Here is a 19,775-nt window from a genome sequence, read left to right as displayed (position 1 = left end):
GAGGTACGCAGAGGCCGCCCGCCGCGATCAATCCGGCTTGGACATCGTCGTCGATCTCCAGACGTTCAGGTCGATGCGCCAGTCGTTGGAGCGCATCAGGCGGCCCGGCGGGTACTCGAACTCGGTCTCGCCGAGCAGCGTGAAGCCGGCCTTGCGACACACCGCGTTCGACGGCGGGTTGTCCACCGACGGGTAGGCGTGCGCCCACCGCCGGTCGCCGCGCGCCGCGGCCTCCGCGATGACGGCGCGCACCGCGGCGGTCGCCAGCCCCCGACCCTGGTACGCGGGCAGGATCGCCCAGCCCATCTCGTAGACCGGTTCGCCGCGCCACTCCCGGGCCCAGTAACCGACGCTGCCGACCTTCACCCCGTCGGGCAGCACGATGGTGAACATGTGGCCGTTGCGCGGGCCGGGCCCGCGAACGTACCGCTCGTGCCGGGCGATCACCTGCTCGTCGGTCTCCGGGCCCCCGGTGTGCGCGCGCACCTCGTGCGTGTTGAGCCGTCGCAGCAGCTCCAGGTCGCCCTCGTGCCACGGCTCGATGCGCACCTCGGCCATTTCGCCCCCGTTCTCGCGACGGCTCATTGAAACAGCCGCCACCGACGATTCGTGCACCTCACCCTCGATCGCGCCCGTTGCGCCTTGCCGCTAGGTCAGATCTCGCGGGTGCCGGCCATCGTCTCGCGCCTGACGGGTGAGGCCCGACAGAAGCGGGAGGGAAGCATGACGCCGCTGAGGCTTGCCGTGATCATCGGCAGCACCCGTGAGGGACGGATGGGCGACCGGATCGGTCGCTGGTTCGTCCACCAGGCGCAGCAGCGCGACGAGATGACGGTGACCGTCGTCGACCTCGCCGCGTACGACTTCCCCGCCAGCTATCCGGCGGTGCCGACCGCGACGATGCGGTCGTTCGCGCAGCAGGTGAGCCGGGCGGAGGCGTTCGTCGTGGTCACCCCCGAGTACAACCACAGCTTTCCGGCCTCGTTGAAACAGGCGATCGACTACGCGTACGACGAGTGGCAGGCCAAGCCGGTCGGCTTCGTGTCGTACGGCTGCCGTTCGGTCGGCCTGCACGCGGTCGACCAGCTCCGGACGGTCTTCACCGCCCTGCACGCCGTGACGGTACGCGACATGGTCGGCGTCGACCTGCTCTGCGGCGAGCCGACGCCACAGGCCGAGGACCAGCTGCGCCAGGACTCCCGGGTCCTGCTCGACCAGCTCTGCTGGTGGGGTCTGACATTGCGCGACGGTCGCGCGGCGCGCCCGTACGTCTCCTGAAGGTGGAAGAGGAAGGTTGCGATCATGAGTAAGCGCACCACCGGCCTGGCCGTCGAGGCCGACGGCCTGACCCGGTCGTTCGGGGAGACCCGCGCGCTGGACGGCATCGATCTCCAAGTCCCCGCCGGCACCGTCTACGGGCTGCTCGGCCCGAACGGCGCCGGCAAGACCACGGCGGTACGGGTGCTGGCGACGCTGCTGCGCCCCGACGGCGGCCGGGCGCGGGTCTTCGGGCATGACGTCGTGAAGGAGGCTGACGCCGTTCGCGCCCGGGTCAGCCTGACCGGCCAGTACGCCTCGGTCGACGAGGACCTGACCGGCATGGAGAACCTGGTGCTCCTCGGCCGGCTGCTGGGGCTGGGCAAGCCGGCCGCCCGCCAACGGGCCGAGAGCCTGCTGGCCGTGTTCGGTCTGACCGAGGCGGCCGGCCGCCAGGTCAAGAAGTACTCGGGTGGCATGCGGCGGCGCATCGACATCGCGGCGAGCATCCTCAGCACTCCCGACCTGCTGTTCCTCGACGAGCCGACGACGGGTCTGGACCCGCGCAGCCGCAACCAGGTGTGGGAGATCGTCCGGGCGGTGGTGGCGCACGGCACGACGGTGCTGCTGACCACGCAGTACCTGGACGAGGCGGACCAGCTCGCCGGGCGGATCGCGGTGGTCGACCACGGCAAGGTGATCGCGGAGGGCACGCCGGGCGAGCTGAAGTCGTCGGTCGGTTCCGGCACGGTCCACCTGCGACTGCGCGACCCGGGGCAGCGGCCGGAGGCCGAGAAGGTGCTCCAGGCCGCACTCGGCGTGCCGGTGCAGCTCGAACCGGATCCGGTGGCGATGACGGCCCGGGTCGGCGGCGACGGCTCCGACCTCGACGCCAGCGTGCAGGCGGCCCGGGCGCTCGGGGAGCTGGCCCGCGCCGGCATCGTCGTCGACGACTTCTCCCTCGGCCAGCCGAGCCTGGACGAGGTTTTCCTGGCCCTGACCGATCACCCCGCCGTCGAGGCCGACGAGCGGGACGACCAGCTGGAGGCAGCCCGATGAGCAACGTCGCTACCACGACCGGGCGGGCCCCGTCCGTCTACGTACCGTCCGCCGAGGCGCTGGCGACCGTCCTCGCGCCCGGCGCGCGACCGCCCCGGCCGAGCGCACTGTCGGCGTCGTTCACCTTCGGCTGGCGCGCGCTGCTGAAGATCAAGCACGTGCCGGAGCAGCTGTTCGACGTGACCGCGTTCCCGATCATCATGGTGCTGATGTTCACCTACCTGTTCGGCGGTGCCCTCGCCGACAGCCCGCGGGACTACCTGCAGTTCTTCCTGCCCGGCATCATGGTGACCAGCGTTGTGATGATCACCATGTACACCGGCGTCGGCCTGAACACCGACATCGAGAAGGGGGTCTTCGACCGGTTCCGGACGCTGCCGGTCTGGCGGCCGGCCGCGCTGGTCGGCATGATCTTCGGCGACGTGCTGCGCTACGTCCTCGCCGCCCTGGTCATCCTCGGCGTCGGGCTGGTGCTCGGGTTCCGGCCCGACGGTGGGCTGCTCGGCGTGCTGGCCGGGATCGGTCTGCTGGTGGTCTTCTCGTTCGCGTTCTCCTGGGTCTGGACGTTCTTCGGGCTGATCCTGCGCAGCGAAAAGTCGGTGATGGGGGTCAGCATGATGGTGCTGTTCCCGCTGACCTTCCTGAGCAACGTGTTCGTCGACCCGGGCACCATGCCGGGCTGGCTCCAGGCGTTCGTCAAGGTCAACCCGATCACCCACCTGGTGGCGGCGGTGCGGGCGGCGATGGCGGGATCGTCCGACCCGACGAACACCATGTGGCTGCTGCTGTGGAGCGCCGGCTTCGTGGTGGTCTTCGGCACGCTGACGATGTACCGCTACAACCGCCGCTGATTCTCGTGACCACGACGGGCGCCGCCACGGACTCCCCCGCCGGCGCCCGTCGCCGTTGCCCGCCCGCAGGTCACAGGTGCCAGGGCAGCGGTTCAGCGGGGAGATAGCGGCAGGTGCTGCCGGTGGAGACGGTGTCGCGCAGGTGGGCAGCGAGCGCGGGGTGGCGGTCGTCGAGCCGGCGCAGCGTGTCCCGGATGCGGGCGGTCACGGTCTTGCGGGCCCGCTCGGCCTCGTCGCCGAGGCGGCGGCTGCGGCCCGCAAGCCCGGCCGCGGCGCGCAGCTGGTCGAGCAGCGCCGCGCGCTCGGCGTCGAGGGCGGCCAGCTTCGACTCGTCGCCCCGTGCGGCGGCCCGGTCGATCTCGTCGTCGAGGCGTTGCAGGTGGCGCCGGTAGCGGGCCTTCGCCTCGTCGTCGAGGACCGGGTCGCCGCCGAGCCGGCGGGCGGCGGCGAGTTCCGGGCCGGCGGCAGGGTCCAGCAGCTCGACCGCGGGCACGTCGACGCCGGGCCGGCTCAGCAGCAGGCGCAGGTCGTGCAGGCCCTTGGCGTCGGGCAGGTGCGCGACCGCGCCGGCGTACGCGAACTGCCAGACCGGGCCGTCGCAGCGGAACTCGTAGTCGACGACGGGAGTGGCGACAGATGTCGCTACCGCGGCGACAGCCTCGGCGGATCGCCGCCCGTCCGCGGGCGCGGCAGCTGCGTCGCCCGGTCCGGCCGTTGGCGGCGCTGGCGCCGGCCTGCCCGTGGCGCCGGGTTCCGCGCCCACGACGCCCAGCCGGTGCAGCACCTGCGCCATGCCGAGCGCACTCGCCTCGTCTGCGGTGGCGGCGCGCAGCTCGGCTGCTGCGGCCGCGTCGCCCAGGCGACCGCGCCCCGTCAGGGCGTCCACCAGGCCGGTGCGGGCGATCACCGACCAGGGGCGGGCGCCCATCCGGTCGGCGGCGTCGCGGGCCGCCTCGAATCCGGCGATCGCGTCGTCCCAGCGCTGCTGCGCGGCGTCGACGAGGGCGAGCCAGTGGTCGACCGGGCCGCTGATGTCGCAGCCGAAGAGCGCCGCCATCCACTGCCCGCGGTACGGCAGCAGCGCCTCCCGCGCCTGCGCGCAGCGGTGCGGGTCACGGGTGGCGGCGGCGACCTGCGCCCGCACCCGCAGCCACAGCGGCGACACCGGCCGGGGGTACCGCGTGCCCGCCGCCTCGATGCCGGCGGTCAGGCGTACGGCAGCCTCGTCATCGCCGCGCTCGGCGGCGGTGATCGCCTGGACCAGCTCGAGGTAGTGGTGATCGGTCGGGTCCAGCCCGGCGAGCAGCGTGTCGATCTCGTCGAACCGGCCCTGCAGCAACAGCAAGGACCAGCGCAGGTGGTGGCCCATGAAGGCGTGGTCGGAGTGCTCCCACTCGCCGAACCCGGCCAGCTCGCCGAACAGCTCGTCGGCCTTGGCGAAGTCGCCCCGGAAGGCGGCGATGATGCCGCCGTCGATGGTGCCCGCCATCCGGTGCCGGGCGACGTCGCCTTCCCGGCCGGCCGTCACGAACGCGGTGAGCTCCTGGTGGTAGCGCGGGTCGCCGAGTTCCAGCAGCGCGACCCAGCGCAGCGAGGTCGCCCACAGCTCGGTCTCCCGGTCGCCGGTCCGGCGGGCCACGTCGCGGATCTCGGCGGTGAGCGCCGCCCGGTCGGCAGCTGTGCCCAGCCCCCAAGTGGTGTCGTGCCGGGCCCAGAGGCTGAAGGTGAGAGCCTCGTCGTCCTGCCCGCGGCGGGCGAGCGTCTCGGTGGCGGTGATCAGGTCGGCCACCACGGTGGTCACCGGCACGGCGTCGTCGGGCTCGCCGATGAGCCGCCGGTGCGCCTCCCGCAACAGCCCCTCCGAGTCCGTCGAGTGACCTGAGGGGGCCCAGAGGTGCCGGTGGACGGTGAGCGCGACGCGGGCCAGCAGCGCCGGGTCGTCGAGCCTGAACGCCAGCTCCGCCGCTTCGGTGAGGAGTCGCCCAGACTCCTCCCGGCCACCCAGGTGCGACAGCAGTTGGGCCAGCTCGACCATGGTCTTGACGCGCTGCGCCGGGTCCTCGTCGACCTCCAGCGCCCGCCGGAAGTGGACCGCCGACTCCTCCATGGCCAGCCGCCCACCGGCATCCCGCGCGGCGGCGACCAGCAACTCGGCGGCCCGGGACGGGTCGAGATCGGTGCCCGCGAGCCAGGCATGGCGGGCCAGGTCGGCGGGGATCAGCCGCTCGGCGAGCGCCGCCGAGCGGTCGACGGCCCGGACGACCAAGGCGTGTCGGGCCCGCCGGTCGTCGTCGGCCAGCCCGTCGTAGAGGGTCTCGCGGACCAGATCGTGGGCGAAGGCGAACCGGCCGCCGCCGCGGGCCACCACGAGCCGGGCGGTCACCGCGCGATCCAGGAGCCGGTCGACCTGCGCGGCCGGGGCGGGTACGCAGGCGGCGAGGACCTGGCGGTGGAAGTCGCGGCCCAGCACGGCGGCGACGGTGAGCGCATCGACCACCGGGGCGGGCAGTTGGGCGAGGCGCCGACGCACGGCTTCCCGGACCCCGGGGGCGATCGTGGTGACCAGGCCGTCGGCGCGCCACAGCCGGGCGGTCTGCTCGACGAAGAACGGGTTGCCGCCGGTACGCCGGTGCACCTCGTCGAGGAGGCCCGGATCGGGCTTCCGTCCGGCCGTGCGGATCATCAGCGCGCCCACCTCGTCGCGGGACAGGCCGGTGAGGGTGACGGTGGTCGCCTTCGCCGTCAGTGGCATCAGCAGCGGGCGCAGCCGGTGGTCGCCCGACTCGACCTCCGCATCCCGGTAGGTGCCGATCAGCAGCAGCCGCTCGAACCAGGTGTGCTGGGCGGCGAACTGCAGCAGCCGCATCGAGGCGGGGTCGGCCCAGTGCAGGTCGTCGAGGACGACCACGACCGGCCGCCGCTGGGCGACCGCGACCAGCGCGGTGGTCACCGCGTCGTAGAGCGCGAACGCCTCCTGGTCGCCGTCGTCCTCGTCGCTCGTGCCGTCGGTCGCCTCGCCGAGCAGGGCCCCGAGGCCAGGCTCGGCGGCCTCCCGCGCGAGCGCCCAGTCGTCAGGCGAGCGGCGCAGGGCGCGCAGCACCTGCACCCAGGGCCAGTAGCCGGGCGCGCTGTCGGAATCCCAGCAGGCGGCGCCGAGCACCAGCGCGCCCCGCTGCCGGGCCTCCTCGGCCACGGCCGTGACGAGCGTCGTCTTGCCGATGCCGGGCTCACCGGTGACGAGCACCAGGCCGCCGTGGCTCGCGGTCGCGCGGTCCACCTCGGCGCGCAGCAGGCCCGCGGGATGCTCCCGCCCGATGATGGTCTCGCCGAACCGCGGCTGCATGGCCCCCCGACCGTAACGGAACGGGCCGACATGATGCGGGCAGCGGCCGCCTGGCCGGTCACGAGGTGCGGGTCGGGCGGGCGGCGGTCCGCCGGCGAACCGTGGGCGCATGACCGGTGGCTGGGTCCCGGATGCCGGTACCGCACCGACAAGCCTCGATGCGCTTACGGCGGTCGCTTAAGATCACGCTGACGTAGTCACAACGGAAACGGGGGCTGACGTGGCGCCTACCGACCCGTCCGGCATCGACAAGGCGCTCACCGACACGTTGCGCAGCCTTGCCGCCTACCAGTCCACAACGGACGGCGCCGATGCGCCGCCGCCCGAGGGGTACGGCGAGGCGGCGGACGGCCTGGTCCGGGTCCGCATGCGCGGCGACGAGCGCGACCTGCCGGCGCGGGCGGCACAGGAGCTCAAGGCGGCGGGCTGGTCGCCGCGCCGCCGGGCGGACGTGTCCGGGTGGGAGAGCGCGCTCGCCCCGGAGGGGTTCACGATGCACCCCGCCGCGCGCGCGTTCCTGACCGAGTTCGGCGGCCTGGCCGTGCCGGTCAGCGGTCCCGGACGGGACTACGCCCGCATCGGCGTACGACTCGACCCGACCCTGTGCCTGGGGCAGAAGACGTGGTTCGACAGCCTCGACGCGCCGGCGGCCGGCCAGCTCTATCCGGTCGGCGAAGAGTACGACGGGCACGCCAGCCTGGCGATCGACGCGGCCGGCACCGTCCACATGCTCTTCAACGACCAGATCAAACGGGTCGGCCGCGGCGCGACCGGCCTGGCCCGGCTGCTGGAGGGCGAGGAGGCCCCGAGCGAGCCGTGAGCCGCCGCGCTCCACGAAAGCCCTCGACCCGCTGGCACGGCGCCGTCGGGGGCTTCCTCGTATCCGCCGCCCGACGAGTCCCGGCCGGCGGCCCGGCGAGACCGAGAAAATTCAACTGATCGGTTTACGAACGGCCCGGCGCCAGCTATCGTCAACCACATGGTTGAGGATCCGGTGGGGATGGACGCGGTGTTCCACGCCCTCGCGCACGGGGCGCGGCGCACCATGCTGCGCCGGCTCGCCGAGCGGGAGCTGACCGTTGGCGAGCTGGCCGAGCCCCTGGACATGTCTCTGGCGGCGGCCTCCAAGCACCTGCAGGTGCTGGAACGCGCCGGCCTGGTGCGGCGCACCATCACCGGCCGCCGGCACGTCTGCGCGCTGGAACCGGCCCCGCTCGCCACCGCCTCCGCCTGGCTGGACTTCTACCGGCGCCACTGGACCGACCGCCTCGACGCCCTGGAGGCGCTCCTCACCGACGACGAAGGGACCGACCGATGACCACCGCCGTACGGCTGCACCGCGACCTGCCCGCCCCACCCGAGAAGGTATACCGGGCCTGGCTCGACCCCGACCTGCTGCGCCGCTGGCTCGCCCCCGGCGGCCTGGAGGTGACCCGCGCCGAGGTCGAGCCCCGGATCGGCGGCCGGTACCGGATCTGGCACACCGACGCCGGCGCCGACGTCGGCGGCTTCGACTGCGAGCTGGTCGAGCTGGAGCAGGACCGGCGCATCGTCTGGCGCTGGGGCTTCGTCGGTCCGCAACGCGCCGCCGGCCCGACCTTCGACTCGCTGCTGACCGTCACCCTCGCCGGGAAACCGGAGGGCGGGACGGCGCTCACCCTCGTACACGAAAGGTTGGACGACCTGGCGGCGGCGATGCCGCAGGTGGCCGACGGCGTCGCGGCCGGCTGGACGTCGGTGCTGGAGAAGCTCGCGGAGGTGGCGGCGTGAAGGTCGTGGTGGTCGAGTGGATGAGCCTGGACGGGGTGGTGCAGGCGCCCGGCGCGCCCGACGAGGACCCCAGCGGCGGCTTCGCGCACGGCGGCTGGCACCTGCGCTGGTTCGACGACACCTCCCGACAGTGGGTGGTGGACAACCTGAACCAGGCCGCTGGGTTCCTTTTCGGACGGTTGACCTACGAGCGGTTCGCCGCGCACTGGCCGCACGTCACCGGGCCGGAGAAGGTGGTCGCGGACCCGCTGAACAGCAAGCCGAAGTACGTCGTGTCGTCGACGCTGTCGTCCCCCACCTGGGCGCCCACCTCGGTGCTGTCCGACGTGCCCGCGGTTCGCGCGCTCAAGGAGTCCGGCGACGGTGAGCTGCACGTGATCGGCAGCGCCCGGCTGGCCACGTCCCTGCTGGTGCACGACCTGGTGGACGAGCTGCGGCTGATGCTCGACCCGGTGCTGCTGGGCGGCGGCAAGCGCATCTGGCCGGAGGGTGGGCGGCTCGCGTCGTTCCGCCTGACGAGCAACGAGCCAACCAGCACCGGCGCGCTGCTGCTGACGTACGCCCGGGAGCCGGCACTCGCCGGCTGACCGGTGCGGCCGTGGTCGTCGCGGGATGACTAGCGCCCGACGTAGCGGGTACGCGCGGTGCATGGGTAGCCACAAGCCAAACAAGCACGACCCCGGCGGCGAGTCGGCACGTGCGGGGCGGAATCCGGGCAGCGGGAGACGGGGCCGGCAGGGCTCCGAGGTCGAACACTCGCCAGACCGCCGGCACCTGCGGGCCGCGACCGGGACATCGGGCACAGAACGCGACCAGGGCCGGGCGAAGGTCGAGGGCCGCGAGCGGATCCAACGCCAAGGGACGCGCTGAGCGCGACCTGATCCACGCGGGTTGAACCGAGCAGGCGCTGGTGGCCGTCGAGCGGCTGCCACCACATCTGGGAGTTGATGCCGAGGTGCCCAAATTTCTGTTGCAGTCGACCTACACCATCGACGGGATCAAGGGGCTGATCACTGACGGTGGTACCAAGCGCGTCGAGGTCGTCCGAAACATGATCGAGGCTAGCGGCGGCCGGCTGGAGTCGATGTACTTCTCATTCGGTAAGAACGACACCTATGTGTTGTGTGAAATGCCGGACCACAAGGCCGCGGCCGCACTGGCCATCGCCATCCGGGCGGCGGGCGGTGTGGACTCGCGGATCACACCGGTGCTCACAGCCGAGGAAGTCGACGAGGCGGTCCGGGTGAAAGAGGCCTACCAGCCGCCGGGTAGATGACCTGTGTCCGGTGAGCGAGCGATGACGCCGCCCATCCTGGTCACGGGCGGGACGGGGACACTCGGCCGCCACGTCGTGTCACGTCTGCGCGACGCCGGCCGCGACGTACGCGTCCTGACCCGGCGCGGCCGACCGGCCGAGGGCGGAGTCGAGTTCGTCACCGGCGATCTGGCCAGCGGCCAGGGCGTCGAACGGGCCGTGGCGGGTGCCGAGACGATCGTGCACTGCGCCAGCAGCTACCGGGGCGACCCCGACGCCGCTCGGCATCTCGTCCGGGCGGCGTCGCGGGCGGGTAGGCCGCACCTGGTGTACATCTCCATCGTCGGAGTCGACCGGATCCCGATCAGCAGCCCGCTCGACCGCACCATGTTCGGCTACTACGAATCCAAGCGAGTGACCGAACGGGTGGTGACCGACTCGGGTCTGCCATGGACGACGCTGCGGTCGACCCAGTTCCACGACCTGATCCTGAAGGTCGCGCAGGTGCTGGCCAGGTCACCGGTCGTGCCCGTGCCCGCCGGCTTCCGGGCCCAGCCCATCGAGGCCGACGAGGTGGCGGCCCGGCTCGTCGAGCTAGCGCTCGCCACGCCGGCCGGCCGGGTGCCGGACATGGCCGGGCCGAGGGTGTACGCCGCGGCGGACCTGTTCCACGGTTACCTGCGCGCTGCTCGGCGGCGCGGGATCGTCGTGCCGTTGCCGGTGCCGGGTAAGGCGGCCCGGGCGTTCCGGGACGGGGCGAACCTGGCGCCGGAGCAGGCCGTGGGCCGCCGGACCTGGGAGGAGTTCCTCACCGACCGGGTCAGGTAAGGCGGTTCAACGGCGCTGTCGCCGCCAGGGCGAGCCGGCGATGCTCGGGGTCGTCGGTGCGCTCGGCCAGTGCGCGCAACTGGATCGAGCCGGCGGGGTTGCGTGCGCACCAGTCGTGCATGAGGGCGGCGGCGGTCTCCGGCGGGCTCCCGGTGGCGGTGGCGACCACCACCTCCGCGGTCTCGTCCAGCAGCTCGTCGATGGTCGGCAGGGTCACGCCCAGCTCACGCAGGTGCCCGGCGAACAGCCCGACACCCAAGGGCGTCAGTGAGGCAACAGTGCCGTCCCGCTCGATCGCGCCGAGCCCGGCCAGCTGGTCGAGCAGGCGGTCCGTGTCGTTGTCGGCCAGCTGGCGCCAGCCCCGCTCCTGCTCGTCGCTGCCCGGGCCGAATCCCAGGCCGTCGCATGCCGCCTGGTACGCGAGCTGCCGCAGCTCGTCGGTTTCGACCGGGTCGGGTGCGATGAGCAGCGCCATGGGCACGGCGAACACCGCATCGTCGAACCGCCACCGCAGCACCGACTCGGCCCACCCGGCGCCGCAGACCGCCTCGCCGAGCTCGAACAGTCCGCTGAAGGCCCGCCGGGCCAGGGCGAGCGGGTCTGCCAGCACCTTCGCCGCGCTCTTGACCGGCACCAGCCGCCCCTTCACCATCCGTACGACGCGGGCCGCCCGGGCCCAGGCGACGAGCACGGTGAGCCCGTACAGCTCGTCGCTGGTGCGGGTCTTGAAGACCCGGTCGCCGATCACGGGGTCAATGACGTCGCCGGTTTCCAGCAGCGCGACGAGTTCCCGCGCGTCGGCCAGCCGCAGGCGACCGGTGGTGGTGAGGGTCCGCCCGTCACCGAGCCACCGCACGAGTTCCTGCAGCCGGAGTACGACGAGGGACTCGGCGGCCAGTCCGCGCAGGGTGTCGTCGTCGGGCACGGCCACCAGCGGCATTGGCGGGTGCCGGTCGGGATCCTCGCCGAGCAGATGGTTGGCCATCACCTGGTGCAGCAGGTTCTCGTCGACGGCGATCCGGCCGGCGTGCAGGTCGGCGATGAACCGCTCGGCGGCCACCTGATCGGTCGGGTCGACCCCCTCGTGGAGCATCCGGGTGGCCCAGAACTTCGCCAGCCCGTACCGGCTCTGGTCCGCCATCGCGTCGGCGAACGGCGCGGCGAGCTTGTCCAGGGCGACGTGCAGCAGGTGCCGGTCGGCGCAGCGTCGGTCGGCGAGGTCCTGGTCGAAGAGGAAGTCGACGAACACGCGTACGGTCGGAGTGACGGCGGCCCACTGCTCCGGCGACAGCGTCACCTGGCGGGGAAACCAGTCGAGCAGCGCCTCTTCCAGGTCCTCGGGCTGCCACCGCCCGAGCAGGCCGTCACCGTCGGCCCAGCGGTAGTCGAGCAGCGACTCGAGGACGAACTCGTCGACCGGCTGGTGGTGCCGCCGCGCCCAACGGCCGAAGCGTCGCAGCAGCCGCTGGCGGGCGGGAATGAACACGTGGTCCGGTGCTGAGGTGTAGACCATCCGCATGACGGCCGACCCTACCGGCAGAGGCGGCCCGGGCTGTCGCAACGTCGGCTGGAGCCGCCATGACGTTGGGAAAACGGTTAAGCGTCACCTGAGGGTTGCCGAAGAAAAATAGCGCGCAGGTTGAAGGTCAAGATTAGGGGAGATTAAGAATCCGATTAGCGGAACCTTACGTACGCATAATTCCGGCACCCAATGTGCCCGCTTGACAGCGCAGCGAATTGGCGTCACCGGCTCGTTGATTTCTTCTGGCCGTCCTCACTAATGTTGGTCAGCGTCCGTTCCGGATGTCGGTCTCCACCTGGAGTGCCCCGGGACGGCCACCGCCGAGTCGCTGGACGTCACTGGCGTCGCCAGGCGAGCCGGGGAACCACCGCAGGTTTCGGGGTGAATCCGCATCAGCGGTAGGGCGCCTTCCACGCCCGAACCCGTCAGCTAACCCGGTAGGCGGTCGAGGTCGGTGCACCGTGCGGTGCGTCGGCCTCGAGTGGAAGGAGCCGAGGCCGTTGTCACCCGTGCGCACCCGGCCTGCCGGATCGCGTCTGCTCACCAGAATCCTCGCGGCCGCGGCCGCGGCCGCGGCGGCGGCCATGGTGGCCGTCGGGCCGGCGGCCCCCGCCCATGCGGCACCGTCCGCCGCCGATGTACAGCAGCAGATCGACGCGGCGTGGCAAAAGCTCGAACCCGTCATCGAGCAATACAACAAGGTCCGGTCGGACCTGGCCGCGAACCAGCGGAGATCGGCCGAACTGAGCCGGAGGATCGAGCCACTCGGCAAGTCGGTGGAGGCCAGCAGGACCCGGGTCCAGGAGATTCTGGCGGGGTACTACAAGCAGGAAAGGTCGCTTTCCACATTCAACGCCCTGCTGTCCCGCGGCTCGTCGCCGGCAGCGTTGGGAGATCAGCTCGCGCTCGTGAATCGGGTGGCAGATTCGGAGCAGCGACAGATCACCCGGCTGTCGGCCCAGCAGGCGAGCTACGACGCCGACAAGGAGAAGGTTGACGCGCTGATCGCGATACAGCAGCGCCAGCAGGCCCAGTTGGCGGCTCGCAAGAAGGCCATCGACGCCGAGATCAAGCGGCTGGATGCGCTACACCGACAGATCGCCGCCACGGAGGCGGCCGCAGCGGCCAAGGCGGCCGCGGACGCCGCGGCGGCCAGAGCCGCAGCCGCCGCGCAGACAGCCGCCACCGCGAGCAGCACCTCGCCCATCACGTCGACCAGTTCGCTGTTCATCGGTGGGCAGTGTCCCGCCGTCCCCATCACGGGAAGCGGCGGCGTCGCGGCGAAGACCGCGTGCAAGCAGATCGGCAAGCCGTACGTGTGGGCGGCCAACGGTCCGGACTCGTTCGACTGCTCCGGCCTGACCCAGTACGCGTGGGCTTCCGCCGGGGTGCAGCTGGACCATTACACAGGCTCTCAATGGACCGCGGGTGTGGCGGTGAGCAGAGCAAACCTTCGCACGGGTGACCTCGTCTTCTTCTATTCCGATCACCATCACATGGGTATCTACGTCGGCAATGGACTGATCGTCCACGCCCCGCATACCGGGGACGTGGTCCGAATGGCCCAGCTGGCGAATATGTCTTACAGCGGTGCTCGCCGCCCCGGGTGACCGTCCGGTCCCGAGCCGCTGTAGGTTCTCAACCTCGATGACGCTTTCTCAAGGTCATGTCGCCGTGGATGTCGGTCGGCATCCATGACGGTGAAGCGGTCGACGGGTGGTTGTTGCGCCTGGCACAGCGCAACCAGATCCCCGCCCGGTGGATGGCGGCAGCGCTCGGCGCCCCGGCCGCCCTCGACGCCGGGTCCTGTCCCGCTACGCGCCGGCAGGCTGGGCCGCCCTGCCCGGCTCCCGATTCTGGGCCGCCTGTCTGCGCGAGCCGGACGCCCGCTGGCAGATCCGCTGGCAGCCCGATCGGGGACGATGCCTAGGGCGTGCTGGGCAGCCGGACCGTGACGAAAAGACCGCCGTTGGGGCTGGGGACGAGGTCGAGGGTCCCGTCGTGGGCGCGGACGATGCTGTGCACGATGGCCAGGCCGAGGCCGACGCCGGGGTGTTCGTCGGTGCGTACGCGTTCCGTTCCGCGCTGGAAGGGTTCGGTGAGGGTCGGTACCAGTTCCGGTGGGAGCCGGCGACCCGTGTTCCCGAGCCGCAGCACGCTTGTGTCGCCGTGCGCCTCGGTGTGGACCGTTACGGTGCCGTCGGCGGGGAGGTTGTGGACGATGGCGTTCTGGACAAGGTTCGTCACCATCCGCAACAGGAGCTCGGCGGAGCCGCTGGTCCGGGCCGCCCCGCCGGTGACGTCCAGCGTGATCCGGCGCTGTTCGGCGAGGGGAAGCAGCGTTTCGGCGGCTTCTTCGGCGATGAGGGAGAGGTCGACGCTCTCGCAAGTGAAGTTTCCGCGGTCGCCGCGGCTGAGCAGCAGGAGGGCCTCGGTGAGATCGATCGCCCGCTGATTGACGGTGTGCAGGCGTTCGATGAGTTCGTCCCGGTCCCGCGTGGGGTCCTGGCGGGCGACGTCGAGGAGCGTCCGCGAGATCGCCAGCGGGGTGCGCAGTTCGTGGGAGGCGTTCGCGGCGAACCTCTGCTGCTCGGCGACGTGGGACTCGAGTTGTTCGAGCATCGAGTCGAACGCGTCGGAGAGCTCACGGAATTCGTCCTGGCGGCCCTTCATACGGATCCGGTGGGACAGCGACCCCCTCCCGGCCATCCGTGCCGCATCCGTGATCTGTGTGAGTGGTGCGAGCATCCGGCCGGCGAGGATCCATCCCCCGACGAGCCCGAACATGAGCAGGAAGACCATCGCTACGGCCGCGGCGGGGGCGAAGGTGTGCACAAGAAGGTAGCGGTTGGGCGAGATCCCGAGAAGGCCCTGGGAGGTGTCGGGTACGTAGCGCAGCAGGAACCCCCACACCACGGCGAGCAGGAGGGCGCCGGCGACGGCGAGGAACCCGGCGTAGCTGAGGGTGAGTTTCAGTCGGGCGCTGAGCCCTGGGCGTCTATGCATGCGTACTGCCGGGGGCGGTGGTGTCCCTGCCAGGGGCGATGGTGTTCATACCCGTGTCGATCCGGTAGCCGACGCCGGGCACGGTGGCGATGATCCACGGTTCGCCGAGCCGTTTGCGCAGTGCGGAGACGGTGATGCGCACGGCGTTGGTGAGGGGGTTGACGTTCTCGTCCCAGGCTCGTTCCAGCAACTCTTCGGCGCTGACGATCCCGCCCTCGGCGGCGACGAGGACTTCCAGCACGGCGAACTGTTTGCGGGTGAGTGCGACGTAGCGTTCGTCGCGGAAGACCTCCCGGCGGAAGGGGTCGAGCCGCAGGCCCGCGATCTCGCGGACCGGGGGCCGGGCGTACGCGCGTCTGCGGTCGAGCGCCCTCAGCCGCAGGACGAGTTCCCGCAGCTCGAACGGTTTGGTGAGGTAGTCGTCGGCGCCGAGCTCGAACCCGGAAGCCTTGTCGTCGATCCGGTCGGCAGCGGTGAGCATGAGGATCGGGATGCCGCTGCCGGAGGCGACGATGCGCCGGGCGACCTCGTCGCCGGAGGGGCCGGGAATGTCGCGGTCGAGGACCGCGAGGTCGTAGGAGTTGACGCTGAGCAGTTCCAAGGCGGAGTCGCCGTCGCCGGCGATGTCGGCGGCAATCGCCTCCAGCCGCAGACCGTCACGGACGGCTTCGGCCAGGTAGGGCTCGTCCTCCACGATCAGTACGCGCATGCCTGAAGCCTATTGTCAGCACAAAATATCGCCGACCTATGCACACCGGACACGCGACTCAGTCTGCCGGTGCCAGCGCGGGGCGAGGCTGGTCCGAAGGCACCTCCGCCGTAGTGCGCCACCAGTGGCGCGACGCCAGCGCGGCCAGCACGGCGCCGGCGGCGTTGACCAGTACGTCATCCACGGAGGACACCCGGTCCAGCCGCAGGACGTACTGTGCGGTTTCGACCAGGACCGAGCAGCCTGCCCCGAGCGCCAGGATCCGCGGCACGGACGCCAGCGCCGCGAAACGCATCGGAGCGAAGAACCCCAGCGCCGCGAAGATCAGCAGGTTGCCGACGATCCCGACCGGCCCCATCGTGACCAGGTCCCGCAGCGGGACCAGGCTCACCCGACCGGGGACGATGCCGGCCCCCGGGCCCGACATCATGGTCATCCATACGAACGGCACCGTCCCGTAGACCATGCCGACCTCGGCCAGCGACATCCGCCACGCCGATGTGACGCCAGCGGCACGCCGCAGGCGAGCCAGAGCCCACACCACCAGAGCGGCCAACGGCAGCGCAACCAGCATCATGAGCAGCACACCGTTGAACGTATCGACGCATCCGTGCCACCGCCCGGCCATGCACCTCGGAGCGGACATCATGAGCGGTCGCCGCACGGCGAACGCGACGCTCGCCACGCCCAGGATCGCCAGGCTGACAAGCACGATCCTGCGCGTGCGGCGAGGCGGTGCTGACAGGGATGCGCTGTGGTTCATGCCCCCATTAGAAACGGAGGGCCGTTGCGGTGGCGTATGGAATTTTTGATACGTCCGCGATACACGGAATCCCCGGCGTCGTCGCCCGGCACCTCTGCCGCGACCAGAGCCCGCAGCCGGCTGTCGACATCGACGAGCAACCGGTCCACGACCCGGACGGTCAGCGCCTGCTCGACCCGGTGCAGCGCGGAGCGCACGATCCGGTCGATCCGCCCGGCCACCGGCGGCTCGATCCGCTCCGTCCGGCGGCGCACCAGCAGCTCGTCGCGAACCGACTTCGGGCGCCGTTCGGCATGGGGGTGTCCATGGGCAGGCCGAGACGTGGCCCGGTCTGGGCGGCCGAGCTGTGGCTACGTCAGCGGCGGCACAGGTGGCGCACCCGTCGGGAACGCCAGGCCGAGCGGAGCCTCCGCTGGCGGACGAACGAGCGGCCCGACCATCGGATGGGCCGGCGGCACCACCGCGGGCTGCGGTGGGCGATCATCGCCACCGCCGGGACACTCGTCGCCTGGACCATCTACTCGCTGTTCCTTCCAGCGCCCCATCGACACCCAACGCCACGGGCGACGCCGACAAGGTGTGGCGGCGGCTCTGGCTGGAGAACCGCATCATGGTGCTCGCCGACGGCCTGGAGGAGGTGCTCGCCGACACCGCCCAGCCCGCCGACCGGGACAGCCTGCTCCGGGAGGCCGTCCGGGCCGCGGTCCGCGAGCGTCTCCCCCTGCTGGTCGCGTCGCGCCCCGACGCCCCGCTGCGCGGGTTGGACGCGCTGCTGCTGCAACTGGAGCCGTTCGCCCCGGGCGCCGCCCTGGAGTACGTGCAGACCCGCAGCCACCGGTCGGACCCGGGACAGTGGCGGGACCACATCGCTCAGATGATCAAGGCCGCCGGCGTGGCCGACTCACCGTTCCATCTGCGGGTCATCGGCCAGCTCCACGAGGTCGACCGCCTCGACCGGATGGCCGGGGACCGTGGGCGCTTCACCGTGGGTGGGTGGTTGCGCACAGCATCCCGCTCGCCACCGACCCGGTGCGCGGGTCGATAGCGGGCGGGATGGCGACGGGTGTTCTGGTCGAGCCACCAAAAGCGACCGCGCTCTTCCAGAAGCAGGAACGCCTGTTCCGCCTCTGCGCTCACCGGCGGTGCAGCAGAATCCTTACCGGATCGAGCGAGACCATGGTGAATCAATGAGTAAGGAACGACGGCGGGTCAGGTGCCCGGACAGCTCGGCCGTTCTGTGGTCTACTCCTGCGAGGTCGCCTTTCCGGAGAAATTCGCGATCGCCGAGGCGCAGCCGACGCCCTGAATCCAGACGTTCTGGATCCCGGTGATGTCGGGTGCGATGTCGTCGGCGGAGACGATCATCTGCGCGGTGAAGGACTCGTCGTTACCGTCACCGGCGCGGTAGAAGTCGGCGAGGAGCACGATCGTGTTCGCATCGGTGATCGCGGTCTTGAGGGGCTCCGTCGCTGCCCCGGTGCACTTGAAGGTCGTGCTCGCAAGCAGTTCGACCGTGTCCCAGCGAACGCCCTCGCCGGCGAGACAGCCGGCCAGTGGGCCCTGGCCGACGTCGCTGGTGCACCGGAAGCCGCCAGCGGACTTGACGAAACCTGTCCCCGGGTTGTGGGCACCGCCGCCGGTGAGCCTGGCGGCACCGCTTGGGAAGCCGCTGATGTCGGTCGCGTTGAAGCCGAAGCCGATGTTGCCGGGCGCGGCCGACGCGGGCGCCGCAATCAGCAGAATGGCCGCTGCCAGCACCGCCGGCACGAGCGCAATGGTCTTCATCTTCATCTTCATCTTCCAGTCCCCTTGCTTGTCACATGGCAGAAGAACCGTAACAGCCTGATTGCGCCGTTTCGTGTCAATGGTCCATTAAGGGTGAATTTGACCGAGGCAACCCGCTACAGTGCACACCGTGGTGTCGCGGAGGCGGGTTACGCCGAGGGCAGCGTCAGCGCGGCGTACAGCAGCGAAGACAGCAACCGTGCAGGCCACAGCGGGCCGTTCCTACCTAGCTGTCTCGCCTCCCGCCAACGCCACTCTGGAAGAGCTGGAGGCATGGCTGCGGGAACAGCCGACAGTCATCCATCCAGGATCACCAAGCCCAGTGCAGTGGCCGTGCTAGGCAGCACGGAACAGCAACGGAAAGCACCTATCGGTGCGTCGCACCCGCGTTCGGGACGAAGAGGTCAGATGTGCCGTATGTCGAGAGCTTGGCTTGGCTTAGACCACGTCTGCCAGTAGGCGCGCGCGGGGCACGACACTTCTAGCGAAGCAGTCTCGCTGTCGCCCAACTGCATGGTCAGGGCTTCGCTGCGGATCCAGTCCAGCGTCGCCTGGACGACACGCTGACCTCCCTCGACGGTGACGCTGACGGACTGACCTGGCCGTAGCCCGGCAACTCGGCACCCGTCTACCGTCACCCAGATCCGCCTAAGCATGGCGCCCGAGTCATGCGGTCGAGTCAGAAGGAGTGTTGCCATGGGACCCCCGCTCACATGTTTCTATGTTCGCCAGGGTCGCATGGCAGACCACCGAGCGCTTGGCTGCCGGTTGCGCCCTTAGGCCCGCCCGTTAGCTACGGTGCGTGCCCGATGCAGCGGCAAGTATCGGCCAACGGTGGCGGGTGACCAGGCGTTGGCCTCACTGCTCTGCGTCGAGCCGGCGGGCCAGGGCAGATCCGCGCTGCGCTGGAGTCTGCTGGAGGAGTGGTGTGACGCCATCGTCACGGGGGACCTGTACGAGGACTACGGCATGCCGCAGACCGAACGGTCCGACGCCATCGAGGTGCTCTCCGCGCTCGCCTGCATCGGGTTGCGCGACAACCAGCTGTCGGTGCGCACCACCGACCTCACCGGCGCCGACGGCACGACCGAGGCCTGCCGGCGGTGGATCCTGGCCGAGCTCCGGGCCCGGCTGCACAAGCTCAGCGCCGACAACCCGCAGGACATCGGGCTCGCCGAGACCACCGGAGACGCTCAGCATCGTCGTGAAGCGGCAGGACGGGGTGCGCTTCCAGCACGGGGTGATCCAGGCGTACCTCGGCTCGCGCTTCCTCACCGCCGCCATGCGCGACGAGGCTTTCCTCGAGCGGGCCTTCACCCACAACCACGGGCCCGGACGGGAAATGCTCTCCGCCCTCACCCTCTACACCCGCAGCGGCGGGGCGTTCGAACGGCTGGACGGGCGGCGCAAGCCTCCCTCCCCACAAGGAAAGCTGCACCGCCTCGGTGACGCCGTCCGGCAGACCGTGGGAATCCGCCCGGACGTAGCGGTAGGGCCCACCCGCTCGTCCTCGAGGTCGCGGACCTGTGCGTCGAGGCGCTCATCGAGCGCCACCCGGAGCGGCACTGCTGGGCGGACGAGCGGGAGATCGTCGGGCGGGTGGGGTCGGTCAGCCCCCGGCCGGGCC

The 19,775-nt window shown here is 71.1% G+C and carries 20 protein-coding genes and 1 riboswitch; of the genes, 12 read left to right on the top strand and 8 right to left on the bottom strand.

From position 1 onward, the window contains the following. Positions 1-27: 27 nt before the first annotated feature. Positions 28-558, bottom strand: coding sequence for a GNAT family N-acetyltransferase (locus tag EV384_RS10395; RefSeq protein WP_130332391.1), 531 nt, complete (start codon positions 556-558; stop codon positions 28-30). 165 nt (positions 559-723) lie between these two features. Between EV384_RS10395 and EV384_RS10390 the strand changes: the two genes are divergently transcribed. The 3 genes from EV384_RS10390 to EV384_RS10380 are packed head-to-tail and all read left to right on the top strand — an operon-like array spanning position 724 to position 3,167. Further along, a complete protein-coding gene (locus tag EV384_RS10390) occupies positions 724-1,278 on the top strand; it encodes an NADPH-dependent FMN reductase (protein ID WP_130332389.1) in 555 nt (184 codons plus the stop codon). A 24-nt stretch (positions 1,279-1,302) separates the two neighbouring features. Then, on the top strand, positions 1,303-2,316 hold the full coding sequence (locus tag EV384_RS10385) for an ATP-binding cassette domain-containing protein (protein ID WP_130332387.1): 1,014 nt from the start codon (positions 1,303-1,305) through the stop codon (positions 2,314-2,316). Next, the gene (locus EV384_RS10380) at positions 2,313-3,167 is read left to right on the top strand and encodes an ABC transporter permease (protein ID WP_130332385.1); all 855 of its coding nucleotides are present in this window, start codon (positions 2,313-2,315) and stop codon (positions 3,165-3,167) included. Before EV384_RS10385 ends, EV384_RS10380 begins: the two co-directional genes overlap by 4 nt. Positions 3,168-3,237: 70 nt before the next feature. Here the strand turns inward: EV384_RS10380 and EV384_RS10375 are convergent, their stop codons facing one another. After that, positions 3,238-6,510: an ATP-binding protein gene (locus tag EV384_RS10375; RefSeq protein ID WP_130332383.1), complete on the bottom strand. Its 3,273-nt coding sequence runs from the start codon at positions 6,508-6,510 to the stop codon at positions 3,238-3,240. 220 nt (positions 6,511-6,730) lie between these two features. Here EV384_RS10375 and EV384_RS10370 point away from each other — a divergent pair, with 220 nt between their 5' ends. From EV384_RS10370 to EV384_RS10345, 6 genes are all read left to right on the top strand, one after another. Next, positions 6,731-7,330, top strand: coding sequence for an SUKH-3 domain-containing protein (locus EV384_RS10370; protein ID WP_130332381.1), 600 nt, complete (start codon positions 6,731-6,733; stop codon positions 7,328-7,330). A 159-nt stretch (positions 7,331-7,489) separates the two neighbouring features. Beyond that, complete coding sequence (locus tag EV384_RS10365; protein WP_130332379.1) at positions 7,490-7,828, top strand: ArsR/SmtB family transcription factor; 339 nt, start codon at positions 7,490-7,492, stop codon at positions 7,826-7,828. Beyond that, the gene (locus EV384_RS10360) at positions 7,825-8,280 is read left to right on the top strand and encodes an SRPBCC family protein (protein WP_130332377.1); all 456 of its coding nucleotides are present in this window, start codon (positions 7,825-7,827) and stop codon (positions 8,278-8,280) included. The genes EV384_RS10365 and EV384_RS10360 overlap by 4 nt, the downstream gene beginning before the upstream one ends. Further along, a complete protein-coding gene (locus tag EV384_RS10355; protein ID WP_207232289.1) occupies positions 8,277-8,867 on the top strand; it encodes a dihydrofolate reductase family protein in 591 nt (196 codons plus the stop codon). The genes EV384_RS10360 and EV384_RS10355 overlap by 4 nt, the downstream gene beginning before the upstream one ends. Positions 8,868-9,190: 323 nt before the next feature. Then, complete coding sequence (locus EV384_RS10350) at positions 9,191-9,556, top strand: GYD domain-containing protein (protein ID WP_242624005.1); 366 nt, start codon at positions 9,191-9,193, stop codon at positions 9,554-9,556. A gap of 21 nt (positions 9,557-9,577) precedes the next feature. After that, positions 9,578-10,363 (top strand): SDR family oxidoreductase, encoded by a 786-nt coding sequence (locus EV384_RS10345; RefSeq protein WP_130332375.1) that lies wholly within the window; start codon positions 9,578-9,580, stop codon positions 10,361-10,363. Here EV384_RS10345 and EV384_RS10340 read toward each other — a convergent pair. Then, positions 10,356-11,882, bottom strand: a complete 1,527-nt coding sequence (locus tag EV384_RS10340) for a hypothetical protein (protein ID WP_130332373.1) — start codon at positions 11,880-11,882, stop codon at positions 10,356-10,358. The genes EV384_RS10345 and EV384_RS10340 overlap by 8 nt on opposite strands. Before the next feature lie 311 nt (positions 11,883-12,193). Continuing rightward, a riboswitch (cyclic di-AMP (ydaO/yuaA leader) is annotated at positions 12,194-12,344 on the top strand. A gap of 50 nt (positions 12,345-12,394) precedes the next feature. Here EV384_RS10340 and EV384_RS10335 point away from each other — a divergent pair. Beyond that, positions 12,395-13,495, top strand: a complete 1,101-nt coding sequence (locus EV384_RS10335) for a C40 family peptidase (protein ID WP_242624455.1) — start codon at positions 12,395-12,397, stop codon at positions 13,493-13,495. A gap of 316 nt (positions 13,496-13,811) precedes the next feature. Here the strand turns inward: EV384_RS10335 and EV384_RS10330 are convergent, their stop codons facing one another. The 4 genes from EV384_RS10330 to EV384_RS10315 are packed head-to-tail and all read right to left on the bottom strand — an operon-like array spanning position 13,812 to position 16,617. Further along, complete coding sequence (locus EV384_RS10330; protein WP_130332369.1) at positions 13,812-14,891, bottom strand: sensor histidine kinase; 1,080 nt, start codon at positions 14,889-14,891, stop codon at positions 13,812-13,814. Then, the gene (locus EV384_RS10325) at positions 14,884-15,600 is read right to left on the bottom strand and encodes a response regulator transcription factor (protein ID WP_130332367.1); all 717 of its coding nucleotides are present in this window, start codon (positions 15,598-15,600) and stop codon (positions 14,884-14,886) included. The genes EV384_RS10330 and EV384_RS10325 overlap by 8 nt, the downstream gene beginning before the upstream one ends. Before the next feature lie 58 nt (positions 15,601-15,658). Then, complete coding sequence (locus EV384_RS10320) at positions 15,659-16,363, bottom strand: VanZ family protein (protein ID WP_130332365.1); 705 nt, start codon at positions 16,361-16,363, stop codon at positions 15,659-15,661. Continuing rightward, the gene (locus tag EV384_RS10315) at positions 16,360-16,617 is read right to left on the bottom strand and encodes a hypothetical protein (RefSeq protein ID WP_130332363.1); all 258 of its coding nucleotides are present in this window, start codon (positions 16,615-16,617) and stop codon (positions 16,360-16,362) included. Before EV384_RS10315 ends, EV384_RS10320 begins: the two co-directional genes overlap by 4 nt. A 92-nt stretch (positions 16,618-16,709) precedes the next feature. On the opposite strand from EV384_RS10315, the gene EV384_RS10310 reads away from it, so the two are divergent. Next, complete coding sequence (locus tag EV384_RS10310) at positions 16,710-17,408, top strand: NACHT domain-containing protein (protein ID WP_341273625.1); 699 nt, start codon at positions 16,710-16,712, stop codon at positions 17,406-17,408. Positions 17,409-17,605: 197 nt separating this feature from the next. Here EV384_RS10310 and EV384_RS10305 read toward each other — a convergent pair whose 3' ends face one another. Further along, positions 17,606-18,160, bottom strand: coding sequence for a hypothetical protein (locus EV384_RS10305; RefSeq protein WP_130332359.1), 555 nt, complete (start codon positions 18,158-18,160; stop codon positions 17,606-17,608). Between the two features lie 822 nt (positions 18,161-18,982). On the opposite strand from EV384_RS10305, the gene EV384_RS10300 reads away from it, so the two are divergent. Beyond that, positions 18,983-19,597: a hypothetical protein gene (locus EV384_RS10300; RefSeq protein WP_130332357.1), complete on the top strand. Its 615-nt coding sequence runs from the start codon at positions 18,983-18,985 to the stop codon at positions 19,595-19,597. Positions 19,598-19,775: the final 178 nt, after the last annotated feature.

The organism is Micromonospora kangleipakensis (assembly GCF_004217615.1).
Classification (GTDB): Bacteria; Actinomycetota; Actinomycetes; order Mycobacteriales; family Micromonosporaceae; genus Micromonospora; species Micromonospora kangleipakensis.
The sequence above is the reverse complement of the archived record's forward strand: the minus strand, read 5'-3'. Positions and strand labels throughout refer to the sequence as shown.

Excerpts from the sequence above, each read along its gene's own strand:
- EV384_RS10325 (WP_130332367.1), bottom strand. The coding sequence starts at position 15,600 with ATGCGCGTACTGATCGTGGAGGACGAGCCCTACCTGGCCGAAGCCGTC.
- EV384_RS10395 (WP_130332391.1), bottom strand. The coding sequence starts at position 558 with ATGGCCGAGGTGCGCATCGAGCCGTGGCACGAGGGCGACCTGGAGCTG.
- EV384_RS10330 (WP_130332369.1), bottom strand. The coding sequence starts at position 14,891 with ATGCATAGACGCCCAGGGCTCAGCGCCCGACTGAAACTCACCCTCAGC.
- EV384_RS10380 (WP_130332385.1), top strand. The coding sequence starts at position 2,313 with ATGAGCAACGTCGCTACCACGACCGGGCGGGCCCCGTCCGTCTACGTA.
- EV384_RS10390 (WP_130332389.1), top strand. The coding sequence starts at position 724 with ATGACGCCGCTGAGGCTTGCCGTGATCATCGGCAGCACCCGTGAGGGA.
- EV384_RS10340 (WP_130332373.1), bottom strand. The coding sequence starts at position 11,882 with ATGCGGATGGTCTACACCTCAGCACCGGACCACGTGTTCATTCCCGCC.
- EV384_RS10365 (WP_130332379.1), top strand. The coding sequence starts at position 7,490 with ATGGTTGAGGATCCGGTGGGGATGGACGCGGTGTTCCACGCCCTCGCG.
- EV384_RS10305 (WP_130332359.1), bottom strand. The coding sequence starts at position 18,160 with ATGAAGATGAAGATGAAGACCATTGCGCTCGTGCCGGCGGTGCTGGCA.
- EV384_RS10375 (WP_130332383.1), bottom strand. The coding sequence starts at position 6,510 with ATGCAGCCGCGGTTCGGCGAGACCATCATCGGGCGGGAGCATCCCGCG.
- EV384_RS10320 (WP_130332365.1), bottom strand. The coding sequence starts at position 16,363 with ATGAACCACAGCGCATCCCTGTCAGCACCGCCTCGCCGCACGCGCAGG.
- EV384_RS10345 (WP_130332375.1), top strand. The coding sequence starts at position 9,578 with ATGACGCCGCCCATCCTGGTCACGGGCGGGACGGGGACACTCGGCCGC.
- EV384_RS10360 (WP_130332377.1), top strand. The coding sequence starts at position 7,825 with ATGACCACCGCCGTACGGCTGCACCGCGACCTGCCCGCCCCACCCGAG.
- EV384_RS10385 (WP_130332387.1), top strand. The coding sequence starts at position 1,303 with ATGAGTAAGCGCACCACCGGCCTGGCCGTCGAGGCCGACGGCCTGACC.